Raw genomic sequence first — 18,601 nt, forward strand, 5'->3', positions numbered from 1 at the left:
CTACTGGCGAGCCACGGTCGGCACGGGCACGTCGTCCAGCACGCTCTCGACGACGGCGGCCTCGGCGACGTTCTCGACGCGGGCCTCCGGCGTCAGCACGACCCGATGGGCCAGCACCGGCTGTGCGACGGCCTTCACGTCGTCGGGCGTCACGAACTCCCGACCGCGGATCAGCGCCCGAGCACGGACCGCCTCGAAGAGCCGCTGGGTGCCACGGGGCGAGACACCCACGTCCACGTGGCGGTGCTCTCGGGTCGCCCGGGCGACGTTCGAGACGTAGCGCAACACGTCGTCTTCGACGGTGATCGACTCCGGTAGCGCTCGCAGTTCGTCGACTTCCTCGGGCGACAGCACCGTCTCGACGGAGGGGCTCTGCTCGACGCGGCCGGCCCGACGCTGGAGCAACTCGAACTCGCCGTCCTCGTCGGGGTACCCGATCGACGTCTTCGCGAGGAAGCGATCGACCTGCGCCTCGGGCAACTCGAAGGTCCCCTCCATCTCGACCGGGTTCTGGGTCGCGATGACGAAGAAGGGCTGCGGCAGGTCGTAGGTGTCGCCGTCGACGGTGACCTGCCCCTCCTCCATGGCCTCAAGTAGCGCCGACTGAGTCTTGGGCGGCGCGCGGTTGATCTCGTCGGCCAGCACGACGTTGGCGAAGATCGGACCTTCGTTGAACTCGAAGCTCCGCTCGCGCTCGTTGAACACGTGTGTCCCGGTGATGTCTGCCGGCAGCAGGTCGGGAGTGAACTGGATCCGGGAGAAGCTGAGTCCCAGGGTCTGGGCCATCGTCTGGGCCGTCAGCGTCTTCCCCGTCCCCGGCACGTCCTCCAGGAGGACGTGGCCGCGGCCGACGACGCCCAGTAACACGGTCTCGAAGAACGATCGCTCGCCGATCACTGCCGATCCGATCTCGTCTAACACCCGTGAACACACGTCACTGGCTTCTGGCACGTCCATAATTTCCACTGTCGGCCACACACAATATTACTGTCGGAGAAATCGGAGTGGCGCTGTCCAACGGTTGTCACTCCCGGCTCGAACCGAAACCGATAAAGAGCACATCGCGCTACGATGAAGTGAGCCGAGGTAGCCTAGCCCGGCCAAGGCGGTTGCTTCGAGAGCAACTGTCCGTTCAGGACACAGGAGTTCAAATCTCCTCCTCGGCGTTTTCCTGCGAATACCAGCCTTCGAGCGACCGCTGTGCGTGTCGATCGACCTGTGAGCAGGAAACGCCACACGCGGAGATTTGAACCCCGGAAGTCCCAGCCCGCGCAACGAAGTGATACTACCGGCTGTAAGTCTGTGAATGATTTCGCCACCCCGGGGTGGCGAAGATCTTCACGAAGTTACAGCCGGCAGTATGAGCAGGAACGTCTTCCTCCGGTTCAAATCTCCTCCTCGGCGTTCTATCGGGTGAAACGAGATAGAGCACGAGAGGCTTCGCTTCTCGGCGTTTCTTCGGCATACGTCATCGCGAGAGTGGGCCCTATCTCGATTCAGCGAGAGAATCCCGCCGTTCACGGCATGGAGGATGTCACCCGCCGGTCACGAGGAAGATCCCGATACTGACCGTGAAGACGGTGAGGATGAACGTCACCGCGAGCGCGCCGCCCAGCGAGACGACGGCGTTGGCCGTCGAGGCCAGCGTCTCGGTCCGGTCGTTGCCAAAGACCGTGACGGTCGCCTTCTCGCTGGCCATCCCGGCCTCGACGGGTTCGAGGTCGTCGATCGCCCGCTCGGTCAACTCGGCGATCAGCGCGATCAGCTCGTCGTCGGGAATCGAGCTGCCGACCTGATTCTCCGCCTCGACGGTGTTGACGATGTGGGTGTCGGTCGTCATCACCTCTGCGTCGTCGACGCCGTCGAGTTCGGCGAGGATGTCGCCCCGCAGCCCCGGCTCCATGTTGTTGCCGTCGATCAGGACGTAGGCGGTTCTGGTCCCCGCGACCTCGAAGACGGCGATGCGGATCCCGAGCGGCCCGATCCCCTCTTGGGGTTCCCAGGGCGTCTCGTCCCAGGCGACGCCACAGCGGAGCCGGCCACGGTCGGCGGCGGCCAGCTCCGCCCCGAGTTTCCCGGCTCCGTCGATCATGTCGAACGAGCGTTCGCTGCCGGGGACGACGTGGCCCAGGTCGTCGCCTTCCAGACCGTCGTTGCTGTTGTGGGCGTCGACCAGCAGGATCTCGTCCAGCGAGCCCGCTCGCGCTTCGGCCGCCGCCGAGAGGCCGACGGCGTACTCCACGTCGTCGGCGAACCCCGGCGCGAACGTCGAGACGATCACGGCGTCGTCGCCGACCGCCTGGCCCAGCAGCGACGCGTCACCCTCCTCGACTCGCTGGCTCGCCGTCGCCTGGTCGGTGTATTCGAGGTCCCGATAGGCCGACCGCGCCGCCGCGAGGATCGCGTCGACCTCGCGTTCGGTGACGAGGTTGAAGTCGTGGCCCGCGGTGGCGTGGGGCGGGAAGGCGAGCCCGTCGGCCTCGGTAGCGACCCGTTTGGGGAGGTTCCCGCCGCCGATCTCGCCCATCGGACCCGGATGGATCATCGGGAGGACGAAGCGGGCCTTCTCTTCGCCGTCCGGGCGGCGAACCGACAGCACCGTCACCGGGACGAGCGCCTCCTCGCCGAGTTCTTCGAAGAAGTCCTCCAGTTCGCGGCTTCCCTCGGCGATGTGCCCGATGAAGCCCTGGATGAAATCCAGCACCGAGACGCCCAGACTGGAGCGCCACGGGCGATCCAGCAGGACGAGGAAGAGCCACACCGCACCGGCGTACAGCACGCACATGACCGCGAGTAGCCCGAAATCGACCGGCTGGAGGAACTGTAGCTCCGGCGGTGCGTGATCCGGCCGCGAGAGGAATCGTCGGAGCGTCGGATCGTCGAGCAGCGCCGAAGTCGCACCCGTATACACCGCGAGCAGCGCGGCTGCCGCCGCCGGCTGGATACTCGCGGCGATCGCTGCGACCGGGAGCGAGCGCCGGGAGACGGCGATCACGACCAGCAGACGGAGGGCGAAGATCGCGGCGAGACTCACCAGCAGCGAATCGAGGACGAACTCCTGGTCGAAGGCCGTCAGCACCGAGACGACGCCGGCACCGACGACGAAGGCGATGACGATCAGCTCGCAAAACAGCGCCAGCAGCGACGCGCGATTGGGCGTCAGCTGCCCGCCCAGAGCGTTGTCGACGTAGGCCGTGCCGACACTCGCGAGAACGGTCGGAATGCCCACGAAGAACACGCCCTGCCAGGCGTCGTCCAACACGAACCGCGAGTCGAAGGCGGCGATGCCAGTGACGGCCGCCAGCACCAGCGCGAACGTCACGCTCGTGTACCAGCGCGGTGCCCGGAAGATAAAACGCGAGAGCCCCGCGAGGTTTCCTTGCGTCGCTGTCATACTGTAGTTCTCCCTATCGATCCGGTTAAATGTACTCGTCTTCGCCCTCCCGCGGTGGGACCGACAGATCTGACGAGCTACTCTCCGTTACAGACGGCGAGGAAGTTCTCGAAGACTTCCTCTCCTTCTTCGGTGTGGGCGACTTCGGGGTGCCACTGGACGCCGAAGCGATCGGTGCCGTTGCTCATAGCCTCGACGTTGCACACGTCGGACTGTGCGGTGCGTTCGAACCCGTCGGGCACTTCCTTGACCTCGTCGGCGTGGCTCGCCCAGACGCGCGTCTCCGGGGCCAGCGATCCGATCAGTGGGTCCTCGTCGTCGTCGATCTGGACTGTCACGTCGGCGTAGCCGCCGTACTCGCCGCCACCGACGCGGCCACCGAGCTGGTCGGCCATCAGCTGCATCCCCAGACAGATTCCCAGAATCGGTAGGTCCATGTCGAGGTACGCCGGGCAGTTGCCGATGCGATCCATGTCGGGGCCACCAGAGAGGACGAGGCCGTCGGCCTCGATCTCGCCGGGCGGCGTGTCGTTGTCGACGAGTTCCGCGTCGACGCCGATGTCACGCAGCGCACGCTGTTCGAGGTGCGTGAACTGGCCGTGATTGTCGATGACGGCGATCTGAGTCATTACGCGAACGGAGGCCGTCTGTCCGTATATATTTCTTGGAACTGGCCGGTCACTCCTCGTACCGGTCGGCGGCCGACTCGAACCCGAGTTCGGACTGTTCGCGGGTGCGCCGCCCCTCCCGCTCGGCGATGGCCGCCGCGTCCGGGTTCGCGTCGTCGTCGATCCGCGCCCACGACTGGTGGACTTTCGCGTGACACCACCGACAGAGGTAGATCGTGATCTCGTGGTTCAGGTCGTCGTCGCTGCCCTCGCGATAGGACAGGTGGTGTTCTTCCAGCAGCGGCCGCTCGTCGGTGTGGGCCATCCGTCGCTCTTCGAGCCCGCAGCGGGTACACGCCCGGTCGCGCTCTCGCCGCCGGAAGTGCGGGCAGTCTCGCCACTCCCAGCGGCCCGCCGCCGCCTCCGTCGAGGAGACGCTGGGGTCGTGGTCGTCTCCCCCGGCGACGACGGGACACTGGAACTCCTCGGCACTGCGGGCGTCGGCGAACTCGGGATCGTGGTGGCCGTGTTCGACTGCCCACCGGCACTTCCCGTCGTCCGTGATCCAGTCACAGCGGTCGACGTGTGCGTAGGGGTCGTCGACGCCGACGCTCGTCCCGCCGGGTGCCTTCTCCATACTCCCACTGACGAATCGAGACGCTTGAATCTGTCTCGGGCCAGCAAGGGTTTTGCCCCGCGGCGTCCACCAACGGCCATGCGCGTCGTCCACGAGGATGGAGACGAACGGCGGACGCTCGCCGACACCGTCGAGGTGGCCGAGTCGACCGTCGAACAGGCGAAGGGACTGATGTTTCGGGCCTCGATCCCGGACGACTACGCGCTGGTCTTCCGGCTCCACGGGCCGCCCTGGCCGCTCTCGGCACTGCTCGGCGACTATGGCTACCAGTCGATCCACATGCTGTTCGTCCGGTTCCCCATCGACGTGGTCTGGCTCCGGGGCGAGGAAGTCGCGCAGGTGAAGACTCTCTCTCCCTGGACCGGGCTGGGGATGGCCCGCGCGGACACCGTCGTCGAGCTACCGGGCGGCGCGGCCGACGGCGTCGAGCCCGGCGACCGCGTCCTGATCGAATCGTGATCCGACCGTGCGAACCGATCCCAACAGATTAATCAGCGGCGGCCGCTTGACCTTCGAGTACTATGTCGGATTCCGACAACGAGGATAGAGGAAGTCGCCTCACGGCGGCTGGGCGCGAAATTCGCCAGCGACGATAACTCGCAGGACACAACCGTGACAGAGACGACATTGTTCGGGGGTCACCCGCTGACGCGGGACCTCTCTGATGCTGCCGGCGTACAGTTCCTTGATACCACGCTTCGAGACGGGGAGCAGGCCCCCGGCATCTCGCTGTCGCCCGACGAGAAGGCACGGATCGCCCGCCAGCTCGACGCGGCCGAGATCGACGTGATCGAGGCGGGCAGCGCCTGTACCGGGCCGGGCGAGCGAAAGACCATCTCCCGCGTGGCCGATCTCGACCTCGACGCGACGGTGACGAGCTTCTGCCGTGGCATTCGCGACGACATCGACCTCGCGCTGGAGTGTGGCGTCGACGGGATCAACCTCGTCGTCCCCGCCAGCGACCGCCACATCGAGGAGAAGGTCGGCACCTCCCGGGCCGACAACGTCGACTCGACCGTCGAGCTGGTCGAGTACGCCAAAGCGCAGGGGCTGTGGGTCGAGGTCATCGGCGAGGACGGCTCGCGTGCGGATCTGGACTACCTCGAGGAACTGCTCGGTGCCGCCATCGACGCCGGTGCGGACCGGATCTGCTGGGCCGACACCGTCGGCCACGCGACGCCGGACGGCGCGCTCGAAGCCGTCTCCCGGCTCTCGGAGCTGGGGCCGGTCAGCACGCACACCCACGACGACCTCGGGCTCGCGGTGATGAACGCGCTGGTCTCGATCGCCGCCGGTGCGGACATGGTCCACGGGACCATCAACGGCATCGGCGAGCGGGCCGGCAACGTCGCCCTGGAGGAGGTCGCCATCGCACTCGATCACGGCTACGGCGTCGAGACGATGGACCTGACCGAGGTGTACGATCTCGCACAGCTGATCGCCAACACGACGGGGATCCAGCTGGCCCCGAACAAGGCCGTCGTCGGCCAGAACGCCTTCACCCACGAGTCGGGCATCCACACCGACGGGACGCTGAAAGACGACGCGATGTACGAGCCCTACCGGCCCGAGAAGGTGGGTCGCGAGCGCCGCCTCGCGCTGGGCAAACACGCCGGGCGCGCGGGCGTCGCCGCCGCGCTCGACGAGCACGACATCGACGTGAGCGACGACGAACTCGCGACGATCGTCCAGCGAGTCAAGGAGATCGGCGACCGCGGCCGACGGGTCACCGACGCCGATCTGCTGACCATCGCCGAGGAGGTCAAGGGCACCGACCGCGAGCGCCGCGTCGAACTGCTGGACCTGACGACCATCGCCGGTGGCGGCACTCCCACGGCCAGCGTCCGACTCGCCGTCGACGGCGAGGAACGCGAGCCCGCGAGTTCGACCGGCTCCGGCCCGGTCGACGCCGCGATGGGCGCTATCGAGGGGGCGCTGGGGCACTCCGTCGACTGGAACCTCGACTCCTACCACGTCGACGCCATCACCGGCAACACCGACGCCGTCGTCACCGTCGAGGTCGAGATGTCTCGGGGCGACCGGACGGTGACGGTCTCGAACAGCGACTCGGACATCACCCGAGCCTCCGTCCACGCGATGGTCGACGCCATCGACCGCCTCATCGCCGACGAGGACGAGCCGGTCGTCGCCGACGACTAGGACCTACCACCTTTTTCCGCTGCGGGTGGCTCGCTTCGCTCGCCACCGCTTGCGCAAAAACGTGGGCGAAAAAGGCCGCGAGCGCGCCTTCGGCGCGCTCGCGGGTGAATCGCGCGAACTACCGGGTTCTTCGAACCGCTCGTTCGCGCGAATGCTCGACGGTCGACTCTCGTGTGGCACGGAAACAGCGTTGGAATTCGCCGAGGAAAGCGACATTTCTGGGGCGAGCGAGATGCTCGTCGGCCATAGTACATATACCTGCACATCAATGCATAAATTTGACCATTTGGCTGTCTCAGACCGCAACTGTTTCACTCGGTCGTACCACTGGATAATACATGGTCGAACGGGTCACACTGTACCGGGCACCGACGACGGTCGCCGACGTGGACGCCATCGCCGACTGGCTGGCCGAGCGGATCGAGGCGAGCGTCGACGTTCGGGATCGCTTCCTCGATCTGTACGCCGACGAGGAGCTGGCCGAAGCGTTCGCCTCCGCGCGGGTCCTCTCGCCGTACGAACGCGAGACGGGCAACACGATGCTGGGGATCGTTCGCTACGAGCAGCGGGCGCTGGACCACCCCGAGCGGGCCGGCGGCGTCATCTACGACGGCTTCCAGGTCCAGAAGCTACTCGGAGAGCGACTGCCAGCCGACGAGCGCGGGCTCGATCACCTCCACGTTCCAGTGCTCGATCGCGTTCTCGGCACGTGGGGCGACCACGACGGCCGGTGGCACAAGCGCGTCAACGTCCTCGGCCAGCCCGCGCTCGTGTCGGTTCCGGGGCTGTACGAGGCCCCGGCCAAGCCAGAACAGTACTACAAGGAAAAACAGAAACACGCGATGGTCTCGGGAGACTCCCCGCCCCGAGAGGTCCTCGAGAGCGAAGTCGAGGGCGAGTTCCTCGTCGAGGACGACCAGCGGACGACCGAGGCGCTGAAGGGGTACGTCCTCCAGGCGTATCACTACCTGGAGACCGGCGAGGACTTCTGCGACGAGGACGGGTGCCGGCTGGCCAACCCCCACCGCCAGCCCGGCGTCGTCGCCGCACAGCTTCGGGGCACCGACTTCTGTCCGGCCCACGCCGAACGGTACCGTCCCTGACTGACCGCCAGCGCCGTCGGGATCACTCGACGCGGCCACTCGCCAGTCGGAGGTAGCCCCCCGCCAGCCGTCGCTCGCGGTAGTCTGCCGTCCGGTCGGCCAGCCGTCGATAGGCGTCCTCGACGCGGCGCTCGTGACTGTCGGCCACGTCCGTCTGTCGCTTGTCCGTCGAGGACGCCCAGACGAACGCCCGGTAACAGGCGTCGATCGGGCGCGCCCACGCGCGCTGGCTCCGGCTAAAGTGCAACAGTGCCACCCGGTGGCCGGGTTCGACGAGGGTACACCACTCGTCGACGACCGATCGCGGATCGGCGAACATGCCCACGACGAACGTGCCCAGCAGCCCCTCGATCGATCCCGAGAGCGGCGGTCGGGTCGCGTCCCCCCACAGCAAGTCGGCGTCGCCGCGCCCGCGTGCGCGACTGAGCATCTCTCTGGTCACGTCCAGTCCGAGGACACGCCCCTCGGAACCGACCGCCGACCGCAGGTGTGGGAGGTTCGCGCCGGTGCCACAGCCCATCTCGACGACGGTCGCCCCCCTCGACAGCGAGAGTTCTGCTGCGGCCGCGCGCCGCCACGACCGGACGCCGGGCAGTGTCGCCAGCAGGTCGTAGATGGTCGCCCACCGACCGTAGAACGCGCGCACGTCGCCCATTACGCGATCTCGCGGACGATCTCCGCGACGGCGCTGGCGTCGGGTCCGATCACGTAGCTGATCGGCTCGATCCCCATGCCGCCGGTCTGGTAGAGCACGTCGGCGTCTGGACACTCGTCGAGTGCGGCCGCGATCGCGGTCTCGGTGTCGGCCTCGGCGTCGAACGCGACCGTCGTGTACCCCGCGGCTTCGAGGTCGTCGACGACATCGTCGTCGTAGCGGATGTTCACCATCGCGTTCGCGTCCGCGCCGCCGGCCCGTGCCGCGAGCAACACGCCCGCGACGTGTTCGCTGACGCCGAACTCCGGCTCGGCCGGGATCGTCGCCCGCCCCTTCACGTCGAGGATCCGGCCGGGGACGCCGGCCACGTCTTCGATGCCCGTCGCGTCGCTGAGAGCCTCGACGAGGTTGGAGCCGACCGCCGGAATGAGCGTGGCGAAGCCACTGGTGTTCTCCAGGAGGCGCAGCCCACGCCGAACCGACGAGCGGGTCTGTTCTGCCTCCCGGAGATTGCTGTCGGGGTCGTGGACCGCGAAGTCGCCGCCGTACTCGGCGAGTTCCGGCACGGCGTCCTCGTGCAGCGCCGCCAGTGTGCCCCCCTGTTCGAGTTCGCGGACGACCACTTCCGTCTCGATCAACGCCTGGACTGGCGTCATCTCGCCGCTGGCCAGCCCGTCGGCCAGTTCTTCGACCAGCGCCGCCAGCCGGTCGTTCTCCAGCAGCCGCTCGTTGCGCTCGACTTCTCCGTGGGCGTACTTCGAGACGGCGCTCTGGCTGATCCCCAGCAGCTCGGCCACCTCCGACTGGGTGAGGTCACGCTCGCGCAACGCCTCCGCGAGCAGCGACCTGAAGGTCGGCAGGAACTCGTCGACGACGATCTCCTCGACGAACCTCACGGCGCTCGCCCTCCGTTCGTGGACACAGTCGTCATTTCTGGTCGCCTCCGAACTCGCACCGAGTTCTCGCCGACAGGTCGCTGACAGTCACGCCCGTCATTTCTGGTCGCCTCCGAACTCGTGATCCTTCTCGATCTTCGAGGCCTGCGGTCCAGTCTGGCCCTGATACTTCGAGCCGCGTTCCTCGCCGTAAGGGCGGTCTGCGGGCGTCTTCAGCTCGGTGAAGGTCAGCTGCGAGATCCGCATGCCGGGCGACAGCGCGACGGGCGCGGTCCCGAGGTTCGACAGTTCGAGGGTGATCTGGCCCTCGTAGCCCGGATCGCACAGACCGGCAGTCGCGTGGACGACGATCGCCAGCCGCCCCAGCGAGGAGCGCCCCTCGACGTGGGCGATCAGGTCGGCCGGGATCTCGACGCGCTCGTGGGTCGTCCCAAGCACGAAGTCGCCGGGGTGGAGGATGTACTCGTCGCCGTCGTCGACCGTGACGCGGTCGGTGTACTCCTCGGTCTCTTGCTCGCTGTTTGGGTGGATGCAGGGGATGTTGGCGTGCTGAAACTCCAGGAACTCCCGGCCCAGTCGGAGATCGACGCTGGCGGGCTGGACCTGCAGGTCGATGTCGTCGAGTGGCTCGATCACCAGATCGCCGGCTTCGAGCCGTCGCAGGATGTCCGTATCCGAGAGGATCATACGCGTACTCGCGAGCGCGGTCGTGAAAACGTTCCGTTCCGCGCTCGCGGGGCTCTCTCGGCTCGCGTGGGGTAGTTTCCCGTGGAGATGGCGGCGAAAAGCGTAGCGGGGACCAGACATATACCTGCCCGGGTCCACCCCAATGGCATGAAGCAGGCCATCGTCGCCCGGACCGACATCGGGATGGGCGAAGGCAAGTTGGCGGCCCAGGTCGCCCACGCCTCGCTCATGGCCTACGAGGACGCCGATCGACAGGCCACGTCCGAGTGGAAAGGGCAGGGTCAGAAGAAGGTCGTCCTCGCGGCCGCGGGCGAGGATGCGCTGTTCCGCCTGGCCGACGACGCCGAGCGGAAGGGCCTGCCGAATGCGATCGTCAGGGACGCCGGTCACACGCAACTCGATCCGGGCACCGTCACGGCGCTGGCCGTCGGGCCGGCGGCCGACGACCGGATCGACGCAGTCACGGGTGACCTCTCCCTGTACTGACTCCAAGCGAGCGACACCGCTGTCGGCAATAGCCGTCTGTGACACAAGGGTTATGGCTGGCAGCCCCTTACCCAAGGTGAACGAAACCAATGCAAGGACAAAATCAACAGCAGGCGTACGACCGAGGGATCACTATCTTCTCCCCGGACGGACGCCTCTACCAGGTCGAGTACGCACGCGAAGCAGTCAAACGCGGCACGGCGAGTGTCGGGGTCCGCACGGCAGACGGCGTCGTGCTGGCCGCCGATCGACACGCCCGTTCCCCGCTGCTGGAACGTGACAGCATCGAGAAGATCCACAAGGCCGACGACCACGTCGGCATCGCCAGCGCGGGCCACGTCGCCGACGCCCGCCAGCTGATCGACCTGGCGCGTCGACAGGCTCAGGTCAACCACCTGCGCTACGGCGAGGAGATCGGCGTCGAATCGCTCACCAAGGAAGTCACCGACTACATCCAGCAGTACACCCAGACCGGCGGGGCACGCCCGTTCGGCGTCGCGCTGCTGGTCGGCGGCATCGAGGACGGCGAACCGCGCCTCTTCGAGACCGACCCGTCGGGGACTCCCTACGAGTGGCAGGCCGTCGCGATCGGCGGTGACCGCGACGAGATCCAGACGTTCCTCGAAGAGGAGTACGAGGAGGAGATGGACCTCGAAGCCGGGCTCTCGCTGGCGCTGCGAGCGCTTGGATCGGTCAGCGACGACGGCCTCGACGCGACGGGCGTCGACGTAGCGACGATCGACGTCGAGTCCGAGCAGTTCACGGCGCTCTCGGAGGACGAGATCGCCGAACGAGTTACCGAGCTGGAACTCGAAGGTGATGACGATGAGTAAGTTCCCCGACCTCCCTGGTATGAAGAACCTCGACGCGAACCCGTACGAACCGGAACTCGCATCGTTCGACGACATGGACGCCGACGCTGGCGACGGCGACGCCGTCGCGAAGACCGGCACGACGACCATCGGCATCACGACCGACGAGGGCGTCGTCATCGCGACGGACATGCGAGCGTCGCTGGGCGGTCGCTTCGTCTCGAACAAGTCCGTCCAGAAGGTCGAGCAGATCCACCCGTCGGCCGCGCTCACCCTCGTGGGCAGTGTCGGCGGCGCGCAGTCGTTCATCCGGACGCTGCGCTCTGAGTCCGACCTCTACGAGGTCCGCCGCGGCGAGCCGATGAGCATCTCCGCGCTGGCGACGCTGGCGGGCAACTTCGCCCGCGGTGGTCCCTTCTTCGCGATCAACCCCATCCTCGGGGGCGTCGACGAGGAGGGGAGTCACGTCTACAGCATCGACCCAGCAGGCGGCGTCATGGAAGACGACTACACCGTCACCGGCAGCGGGATGCAGGTCGCCCATGGGAAGCTCGAAGACCGCTACCACGACGACCTCTCGATGGAGGAGGCAGAGGAACTGGCCGTCGAGGCCGTGTACGCGGCGACCGAGCGCGACACCGGCTCTGGCAACGGCGTCTACGTCGCCACGGTCACCGGCGACGGCGTCGACATCACCGGCTACGACGACTTCGAGGGCGCGCGGTAGGCGCTCCGTTTCGTTCTCTCTTATCGCTGTTCGTCGGACGGTCGTCGTCTCCCGGAGTGGCACCGCTAGCCCTATGTGCGCGCCGCGGCGAGACCCAGCAAGACCATGCGCCCAGCCCAGTCGATCGAGCAGGCCGTCGGAATGCGCTACTACGTCAGCGACGGCGACGGCATCGGTGGCCGACTCCGTGCCTCGCCCGAGGACTTCGTGGTCCGGGAACTGGAGGCGTTCGAGGCCGAACCCGCCGACGCCGACAGCGGCGCGTACGCCCACCTCGTCGTGCGCGCGACGCTACACAACTGGGACACCAACGACTTCGCGTCGGCGCTGTCGGATCGTCTCGGCATCTCTCGGGAGCGCGTCTCGTGGGCGGGGACGAAAGACAAGCGTGCCGTGACGACCCAGCTGTTCTCGATCGCAGACACGGACGCGGCCGACGTGCCCGAGATCGACGGCGCGGAGATCGACGTCGTCGGGCGGGCGGGACGACCGGTCCTCTTCGGTGACCTCGCCGGCAACGCCTTCGAGATCACTGTCCGGGACGTGGACCGCCCGGAAGGTGTCGACGCGATCACCGAGCAACTGCGCGAGTTCGCCGGCAGCGCCGACGGCGACGAGCCGACGGTCGCGGTGCCGAACTACTTCGGCCAGCAACGCTTTGGCAGCAAGCGCCCGATCACCCACGAGGTCGGGCTGGCGATCGTCCGGAACGACTGGGAGGGCGCGGTGATGGCCTACCTCGGGAACCCCAACGAGCGCGAGCCCGAGGCGACACAGGCGGCACGGGCCTACGTTCAAGAGACCCACGACTGGGAGGGGGCACTGGAGCGGTTCCCCCGAGCACTGGGGTACGAGCGGGCGCTCTGTCACAGTCTGGCCGACGCCGACGACGCCTCCCCAGCGGCGTTCCGGAGCGCGCTGGAGACGCTGCCGACGAACCTCCAGACGCTCTTCGTCAACGCCGCCCAGTCGTCCCTGTTCAACCGCATCCTCTCGGAACGCCTCGACCGCGGGCTTCCGTTCGACCGCCCCGTCGCTGGCGACGTGGTCTGTTTCGCCGACGGCGACGCGCCCGCCGACCTCCCGCTGCCGGACACCGGCCGCACACAGCGGGTCACTGCCGAGCGCGTCGACACCGTCGAGCGACACTGCGAGCGGGGCCGAGCGTTCGTCACCGCACCGCTGCTCGGGACCGAGACGGAGCTAGCAGAGGGCGAACCGGGCGAGATCGAGCGCGCGGTGCTCGCCGACGCCGGCCTCGAACCGACCGACTTCTCGCTTCCGGGCGAGTTCGACTCGTCGGGAACCCGGCGCGCGGTTCAGGTCCGGAGCCAGATCGACGTCCAGCGACGCGAGGTGGACGCGATCCGATTCGCGTTCTCGCTGCCGAAAGGCAGCTACGCGACGGTGCTGCTCCGTGAGTACCTGAAGCGCGATCCAGCCCAGTTGTAACGGGACCGGAACCGCCCGCCGCTCGGGTCGCCCGGTCGAACCGCCTCGCTTTTGCGTTCGTATCCCCGAGACGCTTGTATGTCGTGTCGGCAGTGTGGCTCCGAACTCGACCGGCCGGGCGATTACTGTCTGGTCTGTCGGTCGGCAAACACGGACGTGGTCGTCCTCGAACTCGACCGCGAGCGGGCGACGGTCACCGCACTCGCCGACGAGACGGTCGTGGCCGCACGGACGATCACGACGACGCCGGAAGCGGGCGGCGAGACCGGCGTCGTCGAGTTGCGCAACTTCGCCGGGCTCGTCGCCGACGACGTCCGTCGCAAACGGCCAGAGGAGGTGTACGTCACCGGCGACCGCGACGTTGTTGGGGCCGTCCGCAGTCAGCTCCACTACCCCTTCTATCGCGTCGACGGCGACGAGCCGGTCGAACACGTCCTGGAGCGACGCGGCGAGCCGGCACTGGAGGTCGTCGACGCCGCCCCCGAGGAGAAACTCGGCGGTTCACACTCGACGCTCGTGGGCGGCCGGGCCGGCAAGCGAGCGATCCAGACGGTCGCCGGCCACCCCCACGTCAAGAAGGTGATTCCGGGGCCGATCGACGCCGGTGGGTCGGGATCGCGGACCGGCGTGCGCGCCAAGGCGACCCGAGCGGACGAACACGGCAACGTCAGACTGCTGATCCGGGACGGCTCCAGCGTTCAGGAGAACCGTATCGTGACGACGGCTGGCGACCGAGAACTCGGCGAGCGCGTCCGGGCAGACCTCAACGACGCGCTGACCGAGGCCGACTTACAGGACTAGACGACAGCCAGCAGCGCCGTCGTGAGCGCGTCGACGATCGTCTCCCAGATCGAGAATCCGGTCAGCAGCGAAAGCACCGTGTCCAGCCCGAAGAAGCCGAACAGGCTCGCCCCGAAGAGGTGGGCCTTCCGCAGGTCGAACCGATGCGAGAAGGTGTAGAAGAAGTAGGCGTTCAGCAGGCTCACCGGGATGATCGCCAGCATCTCGCCGGCCCAGATCGCCGCCGTCGCACCGTACTCGGCCGCGAGCGTGATCGTGATCAGCTGGGTCTTGTCGCCGAACTCGCCGGCCGCCATCAGGAGGAAGATGGGGAGGAAACTCCCGAAGCGGTCGGGGACGGTGAAATCACGGCCCGCGAGCGTGACCACGTCGGGCAGGTCGACGGTCGCGGTCCCGCCGTCGGTCCGGTGGTCGGCCCCAGCCCCGTCACCGTCGGCGATCGTCGCCGGGTCCGGCTGGGTTCCCGTCGCCGGGGCGGATCGGTAGAGCAGGACGGCAAACAGGAGGAACATTCCGGCGGTGAAGGCATCGAGGTAGACGCCCGGCAGCGCTGCCTGGATGGCCGCTCCGAAGGCGATCTCTAAGGCCGTCCAGCCGGCGAAGGCACTCCCGGCCGCCGCGACGACGACCAGTGGGTTGTACTTCGTCGAGAGGCCGGCGATGATGAACTGGACTTTCTCACCGGGCAACACGCTCAACTGCGCGATCATCGCGACCGCGACGATCTCGACGAATCCAGTCACGGTCTCACCTCACGGTGGACGTTCGGTAGCTCCGCGTGGACGAACATGAGTCAGTCGCGTAGTATTAGATGGGTCTAATAAATAAGCGTGGCGTGTCGAACGGGATGTCGATCGACGGCTCGGTCGGATCTGGGCGGTCGCCAGTGGGCAGTCCGGGTCCCGGCGGCCGGTCCAAACTCAACAGGTTTATGAAAGTCCTGGGCCGACAGTACGATACTATGGCCAAAGACAAGGGACGAACCGGAAGTGCCGGTCGCTTCGGCGCACGGTACGGCCGGGTCGCCCGCCGCCGCGTCGCCGAGATCGAAGACGACATGCGAGACGACCACGCCTGTCCCGAATGTGGCAAAGACCGCGTCGACCGCAAGGGAACTGGCATCTGGGAGTGTAGCTACTGTGGCTACAAGTACACTGGCGGCACGTACCGTCCGGAGACCCCCGGTGGGAAGACCGTCACCCGTTCGATCCGCGCTGCGCTCGCCGAAGACGAGGACGAGTAATGAGCTACAAGTGTTCCCGCTGTAAGCGTGACGTGACGCTCGACGAGTACGGCGGCGTTCGCTGTCCGTACTGCGGTCACCGAGTGCTGCTGAAAGAGCGGTCGCGCGACGTCAAGGAAGTCGACGTCAAGTAGCGTGGATCACGAAGCCGTTCTCTCTTTCGAGTACGACGACGACCAGCAGGCACGCCGCGTCGCACGCAGCGTCCGCCCGGAGATCGGCGAAATCTCCGGGGAGCGGACGACTGCCACGCTCCGACGAGATGCGGCGACGGTCGTCGTCGAGATCACTGCCGCCGACCTCGTGGCGCTCCGTGCCGGCTGTAACACCTGGGCGACCCTCGTCGCCGTCGCCGAACGGACCGCCGGCACCGTCCCGTAGCGCCGCCAGTCACTGCGACTGTCGCTCCGCTCGGTACTTGCGCTAGTCGATGGTTTGTCGAAATGATTATGTGAACACAGTCGAAGGTATTCACTGAGATAATCACAGCGGGGTGGGCACTATGACCGGCGAAAACGGGTCCGAATCGGAGACGAGCGACGGGGAGCGGGTGCTCTACGTCGACACGCCGACCGACAGCGTCGCCGACCGACTCGCCGATCGCCTCGGCTGTCGCCTGCACCACGAGACCGGTGTCGAGGCGGTCACGGCCGCCGAGTCCGAGTCGTGGGACGGACTCGTCTTGACCGACGGTGTCGCGGCGGACCGACGCAGCGCGCTCCTCGATGCGGTCGACTGTCCGTCGGTGTTGTACGCGAGCGTGGACCCGGCGACGATCCCAGCGGAGACGACACGCCGAGTCGAGACGATCGTCGAACGGGAGACCGTGGACGCGCCGTCTCTCCTCGCAGAGAAGATCGAGACGCTCGTCGGACAGTTCCCCGACGCCTTCGAAGCCGCGCGCGCGAGTGCTCTCTCGACGATCTGTCGGGAGGTGACCGAAGCCAGCGCGCTGTTCGTCGTCGACGACGACGGCCGCCTGTGCTGGTCGAACCACAGCTTCGAAGCGCTCTTTCCCGTCGATCGGATCGAGCGCTCGATCCCGGAAACGGAAGACTTCTACGCGCGACTGGACGCGATCGTCTCCGGAGAGCCCGACGACGGTGGCCGCCGCGAAGTCGGCGCTCGCGATGGCCCGGTCGAAAATCACTCGGTCGTGGTTCCCACCCCCACCGGCACCCGCTACTACGTCCACCAGCGACACCGCCTCGCGAGTGTGGGGGACGGCATCACGATCGAGCAGTTCGAGGACATCACGGACCGCGTCCGTCGCGAGACGCGGCGGCGACTGTTCGCGTTGCTGGTCGAACAGGCGCGGGACGGCCTGTACACGCTCGACCACAACGGTGTCGTCGACTTCTGTAACGAGTCGTTCGCGGCGATGCTGGGCTACGAACGCGGTGACCTGATCGGGATGCACGCTTCCGAGATACTCGCTCCCGGCGAACTGGAGGCCGGTCAGCGCACCGTCCAGTCGCTGCTGGACGACTCCGACACCGAAGGCGCGGAAGTCGACATGACCTTCCGGACCCGCGATGGCCAGCACCGCGAGCTGTCGATCCACTACACGCTCCTGTCGACCGGCGGGGACACGTACGGCGGTCTGATGGGCGTCGCACGCGACGTGACCGAACGACGCGAGCGGACCCGCCAGATCGAGTCCCAGCGTGACGAGCTCTCCACGCTGAGCCGGACGAACGCACTGGTACAGGACATCATCGGCTCGCTGGGCACCGCTGCCAGCACCACCGAACTCCAGCAGACCGTCTGTGATCGGCTGGTCGAGTCCGGTCGCTACGGACTGGCGTGGATCGGCGAGCGCCGCGGTGGCGACGACGTGATCGCTCCGCTAACTAGCGCCGGTGCGTGGACCGAACACCTCGACGAGATCGAGCTCCGCGCCGACGACGGTGGGGCAGACGCCGGTCCGGTCAGTCGTGCCTATCGCACCGGCGAGGTACAGGTCGTCTCGGACACGCGATCCCTGGCGGCGTTTTCGCCCTGGCGAGAGCGAGCACTGGCTGCCGGCTTCGAGGCGGTGATCGTCGCCCCGCTCCGTCACGGCGAGACGACCCACGGCATCCTCGCCGTGTACGCGACCGAACCGGACGCGTTCAGCGAGCGCATCGCACGCAGCTTCGCCGTCCTCGGGGAGACGATCGGGCTCGCCCTCACAGCAATCCAGAACAAGCGGCTGCTCCAGCACGAGGCCCCGCTCAGGCTGGCGTTTCGCTCCGACAGCGACGACGCCTGTCTCGCCCGGATCGCGCGGGGCTGTGACTGTACGCTCGAAACGGCCGGCGTCGTCGAGACCAGCGACGGCGTGGTACAGTACCTCCGGGTCGACGGAGCCGCCCCCAGTACGGTGGTCGACACGGTCCGCGAGTCCGAGGTCGTCGAGGACGCGGCGGTGACCCGGACCGACGGGGACTCTCTCGTCGAACTCCACGGGTCGTCGTCGCTGGGAACAGAACTCGCAGAGGTGGGTGCCCGTCTCGTCGAGACCGAGATCGATCCCGGTGGTGCTCGCCTCGTCGTCGAGACGACCGACGACGCGGACCTTCGGTCGGTCCAGACCGTCGTCGAACGGTGGTTCCCGGACGTAACGCTCGTCTCCAAGCGCAAGCGGACCCAGCCCGAGAGCGACGGCCAGCGGTCGCCGCTGTCGCCGCTGACCGATCGCCAGCGAGAGGTCCTCCGGGCGGCGTACCTCTCGGGGTACTACGACTGGCCTCGCGAGACGACCGCCGAGGGGCTCGCGGACTCGCTGGGCATCGCCTCGCCGACACTCCACGAGCATCTCCGCCGGGCAGAGCGGAACCTCCTCGCTGGCGTGCTCGACCGGTGATCTCGTGTCACCGGACTGTGACCGGTCCTGTTGGCCGAACGATAGCCTAGCCACCTAGGCGGCTAGTTATTGCTACCTGGGGGTGTTACAAC

20 protein-coding genes and 1 tRNA gene are annotated in these 18,601 nt (G+C 67.3%); 13 read left to right on the forward strand and 8 right to left on the reverse strand.

What is annotated here, in order from left to right; translation table 11 throughout:
* Positions 1–957 (reverse strand): AAA family ATPase, encoded by a 957-nt coding sequence (locus ACAH01_RS04345; protein WP_372480368.1) that lies wholly within the window; start codon positions 955–957, stop codon positions 1–3.
* Between the two features lie 123 nt (positions 958–1,080).
* Here ACAH01_RS04345 and ACAH01_RS04350 point away from each other — a divergent pair.
* A tRNA-Ser gene (locus ACAH01_RS04350) sits at positions 1,081–1,166 on the forward strand.
* Positions 1,167–1,534: 368 nt separating this feature from the next.
* Here ACAH01_RS04350 and ACAH01_RS04355 read toward each other — a convergent pair.
* From ACAH01_RS04355 to ACAH01_RS04365, 3 genes are all read right to left on the reverse strand, one after another.
* Positions 1,535–3,394, reverse strand: a complete 1,860-nt coding sequence (locus ACAH01_RS04355; RefSeq protein WP_372480369.1) for a DUF2070 family protein — start codon at positions 3,392–3,394, stop codon at positions 1,535–1,537.
* 77 nt (positions 3,395–3,471) lie between these two features.
* Positions 3,472–4,023, reverse strand: a complete 552-nt coding sequence (locus ACAH01_RS04360) for a GMP synthase subunit A (protein WP_372480370.1) — start codon at positions 4,021–4,023, stop codon at positions 3,472–3,474.
* 49 nt (positions 4,024–4,072) lie between these two features.
* On the reverse strand, positions 4,073–4,639 hold the full coding sequence (locus tag ACAH01_RS04365; RefSeq protein WP_372480371.1) for a hypothetical protein: 567 nt from the start codon (positions 4,637–4,639) through the stop codon (positions 4,073–4,075).
* Positions 4,640–4,717: 78 nt separating this feature from the next.
* Between ACAH01_RS04365 and ACAH01_RS04370 the strand changes: the two genes are divergently transcribed.
* From ACAH01_RS04370 to ACAH01_RS04380, 3 genes are all read left to right on the forward strand, one after another.
* Positions 4,718–5,098: a DUF192 domain-containing protein gene (locus tag ACAH01_RS04370; protein ID WP_153554233.1), complete on the forward strand. Its 381-nt coding sequence runs from the start codon at positions 4,718–4,720 to the stop codon at positions 5,096–5,098.
* A gap of 153 nt (positions 5,099–5,251) precedes the next feature.
* Positions 5,252–6,799: a (R)-citramalate synthase gene (locus tag ACAH01_RS04375; protein WP_372480372.1), complete on the forward strand. Its 1,548-nt coding sequence runs from the start codon at positions 5,252–5,254 to the stop codon at positions 6,797–6,799.
* 338 nt (positions 6,800–7,137) lie between these two features.
* The gene (locus tag ACAH01_RS04380) at positions 7,138–7,902 is read left to right on the forward strand and encodes a DUF6775 family putative metallopeptidase (RefSeq protein ID WP_170095201.1); all 765 of its coding nucleotides are present in this window, start codon (positions 7,138–7,140) and stop codon (positions 7,900–7,902) included.
* A 22-nt stretch (positions 7,903–7,924) separates the two neighbouring features.
* On the opposite strand, the gene ACAH01_RS04385 is transcribed toward ACAH01_RS04380, so the two are convergent.
* From ACAH01_RS04385 to dcd, 3 genes are all read right to left on the reverse strand, one after another.
* Positions 7,925–8,557, reverse strand: coding sequence for a class I SAM-dependent methyltransferase (locus ACAH01_RS04385; RefSeq protein ID WP_372480373.1), 633 nt, complete (start codon positions 8,555–8,557; stop codon positions 7,925–7,927).
* Positions 8,557–9,453 (reverse strand): thiamine-phosphate synthase family protein, encoded by an 897-nt coding sequence (locus ACAH01_RS04390; protein ID WP_170095199.1) that lies wholly within the window; start codon positions 9,451–9,453, stop codon positions 8,557–8,559. The genes ACAH01_RS04385 and ACAH01_RS04390 overlap by 1 nt, the downstream gene beginning before the upstream one ends.
* A gap of 96 nt (positions 9,454–9,549) precedes the next feature.
* The gene (gene dcd / locus ACAH01_RS04395; protein ID WP_170095198.1) at positions 9,550–10,140 is read right to left on the reverse strand and encodes a dCTP deaminase; all 591 of its coding nucleotides are present in this window, start codon (positions 10,138–10,140) and stop codon (positions 9,550–9,552) included.
* Between the two features lie 147 nt (positions 10,141–10,287).
* Between dcd and pth2 the strand changes: the two genes are divergently transcribed.
* The 5 genes from pth2 (at position 10,288) to ACAH01_RS04420 (ending at position 14,418) form a co-directional block, all read left to right on the forward strand.
* Positions 10,288–10,626 (forward strand): peptidyl-tRNA hydrolase Pth2, encoded by a 339-nt coding sequence (gene pth2 / locus ACAH01_RS04400; protein WP_170095197.1) that lies wholly within the window; start codon positions 10,288–10,290, stop codon positions 10,624–10,626.
* An 89-nt stretch (positions 10,627–10,715) separates the two neighbouring features.
* On the forward strand, positions 10,716–11,459 hold the full coding sequence (psmA, locus tag ACAH01_RS04405) for an archaeal proteasome endopeptidase complex subunit alpha (RefSeq protein ID WP_153554227.1): 744 nt from the start codon (positions 10,716–10,718) through the stop codon (positions 11,457–11,459).
* Positions 11,452–12,165 carry an archaeal proteasome endopeptidase complex subunit beta gene (gene psmB, locus ACAH01_RS04410; RefSeq protein WP_153554226.1) on the forward strand — a complete coding sequence of 238 codons (714 nt, stop codon included), beginning with the start codon at positions 11,452–11,454 and terminating at the stop codon, positions 12,163–12,165. Before psmA ends, psmB begins: the two co-directional genes overlap by 8 nt.
* A gap of 105 nt (positions 12,166–12,270) precedes the next feature.
* Entirely contained in the window at positions 12,271–13,617 is a 1,347-nt protein-coding gene (truD, locus tag ACAH01_RS04415; RefSeq protein WP_372480374.1) for a tRNA pseudouridine(13) synthase TruD, read from the forward strand.
* Between the two features lie 78 nt (positions 13,618–13,695).
* Complete coding sequence (locus ACAH01_RS04420) at positions 13,696–14,418, forward strand: DUF2103 domain-containing protein (protein WP_153554224.1); 723 nt, start codon at positions 13,696–13,698, stop codon at positions 14,416–14,418.
* Here the strand turns inward: ACAH01_RS04420 and ACAH01_RS04425 are convergent.
* On the reverse strand, positions 14,415–15,161 hold the full coding sequence (locus ACAH01_RS04425) for a TMEM165/GDT1 family protein (RefSeq protein WP_372480375.1): 747 nt from the start codon (positions 15,159–15,161) through the stop codon (positions 14,415–14,417). The genes ACAH01_RS04420 and ACAH01_RS04425 overlap by 4 nt on opposite strands.
* Positions 15,162–15,379: 218 nt before the next feature.
* On the opposite strand from ACAH01_RS04425, the gene ACAH01_RS04430 reads away from it, so the two are divergent.
* The 4 genes from ACAH01_RS04430 (at position 15,380) to ACAH01_RS04445 (ending at position 18,509) form a co-directional block, all read left to right on the forward strand.
* Positions 15,380–15,661, forward strand: coding sequence for a 50S ribosomal protein L37ae (locus tag ACAH01_RS04430; RefSeq protein ID WP_049940679.1), 282 nt, complete (start codon positions 15,380–15,382; stop codon positions 15,659–15,661).
* Positions 15,661–15,795 carry a DNA-directed RNA polymerase subunit P gene (locus ACAH01_RS04435; protein ID WP_012807557.1) on the forward strand — a complete coding sequence of 45 codons (135 nt, stop codon included), beginning with the start codon at positions 15,661–15,663 and terminating at the stop codon, positions 15,793–15,795. The genes ACAH01_RS04430 and ACAH01_RS04435 overlap by 1 nt, the downstream gene beginning before the upstream one ends.
* A gap of 1 nt (position 15,796) precedes the next feature.
* The gene (locus tag ACAH01_RS04440) at positions 15,797–16,042 is read left to right on the forward strand and encodes a KEOPS complex subunit Pcc1 (protein ID WP_372480376.1); all 246 of its coding nucleotides are present in this window, start codon (positions 15,797–15,799) and stop codon (positions 16,040–16,042) included.
* Positions 16,043–16,163: 121 nt separating this feature from the next.
* The gene (locus ACAH01_RS04445; protein WP_372480377.1) at positions 16,164–18,509 is read left to right on the forward strand and encodes a bacterio-opsin activator domain-containing protein; all 2,346 of its coding nucleotides are present in this window, start codon (positions 16,164–16,166) and stop codon (positions 18,507–18,509) included.
* The last annotated feature ends 92 nt before the right edge of the window (positions 18,510–18,601 follow it).

Origin of the sequence: Halomicrobium sp. HM KBTZ05, from assembly GCF_041530035.1 — an archaeon.
In the GTDB taxonomy this organism is placed as follows: domain Archaea; phylum Halobacteriota; class Halobacteria; order Halobacteriales; family Haloarculaceae; genus Halomicrobium.

Coding starts and splice junctions, on each gene's coding strand:
- ACAH01_RS04355 (WP_372480369.1), bottom strand. CDS start 3,394: ATGACAGCGACGCAAGGAAACCTCGCGGGGCTCTCGCGTTTTATCTTC.
- ACAH01_RS04380 (WP_170095201.1), top strand. CDS start 7,138: ATGGTCGAACGGGTCACACTGTACCGGGCACCGACGACGGTCGCCGAC.
- psmB (WP_153554226.1), top strand. CDS start 11,452: ATGAGTAAGTTCCCCGACCTCCCTGGTATGAAGAACCTCGACGCGAAC.
- dcd (WP_170095198.1), bottom strand. CDS start 10,140: ATGATCCTCTCGGATACGGACATCCTGCGACGGCTCGAAGCCGGCGAT.
- ACAH01_RS04360 (WP_372480370.1), bottom strand. CDS start 4,023: ATGACTCAGATCGCCGTCATCGACAATCACGGCCAGTTCACGCACCTC.
- ACAH01_RS04430 (WP_049940679.1), top strand. CDS start 15,380: ATGGCCAAAGACAAGGGACGAACCGGAAGTGCCGGTCGCTTCGGCGCA.
- truD (WP_372480374.1), top strand. CDS start 12,271: ATGCGCCCAGCCCAGTCGATCGAGCAGGCCGTCGGAATGCGCTACTAC.
- ACAH01_RS04370 (WP_153554233.1), top strand. CDS start 4,718: ATGCGCGTCGTCCACGAGGATGGAGACGAACGGCGGACGCTCGCCGAC.
- ACAH01_RS04365 (WP_372480371.1), bottom strand. CDS start 4,639: ATGGAGAAGGCACCCGGCGGGACGAGCGTCGGCGTCGACGACCCCTAC.
- ACAH01_RS04385 (WP_372480373.1), bottom strand. CDS start 8,557: ATGGGCGACGTGCGCGCGTTCTACGGTCGGTGGGCGACCATCTACGAC.
- psmA (WP_153554227.1), top strand. CDS start 10,716: ATGCAAGGACAAAATCAACAGCAGGCGTACGACCGAGGGATCACTATC.
- pth2 (WP_170095197.1), top strand. CDS start 10,288: ATGAAGCAGGCCATCGTCGCCCGGACCGACATCGGGATGGGCGAAGGC.
- ACAH01_RS04345 (WP_372480368.1), bottom strand. CDS start 957: ATGGACGTGCCAGAAGCCAGTGACGTGTGTTCACGGGTGTTAGACGAG.
- ACAH01_RS04445 (WP_372480377.1), top strand. CDS start 16,164: ATGACCGGCGAAAACGGGTCCGAATCGGAGACGAGCGACGGGGAGCGG.
- ACAH01_RS04435 (WP_012807557.1), top strand. CDS start 15,661: ATGAGCTACAAGTGTTCCCGCTGTAAGCGTGACGTGACGCTCGACGAG.
- ACAH01_RS04420 (WP_153554224.1), top strand. CDS start 13,696: ATGTCGTGTCGGCAGTGTGGCTCCGAACTCGACCGGCCGGGCGATTAC.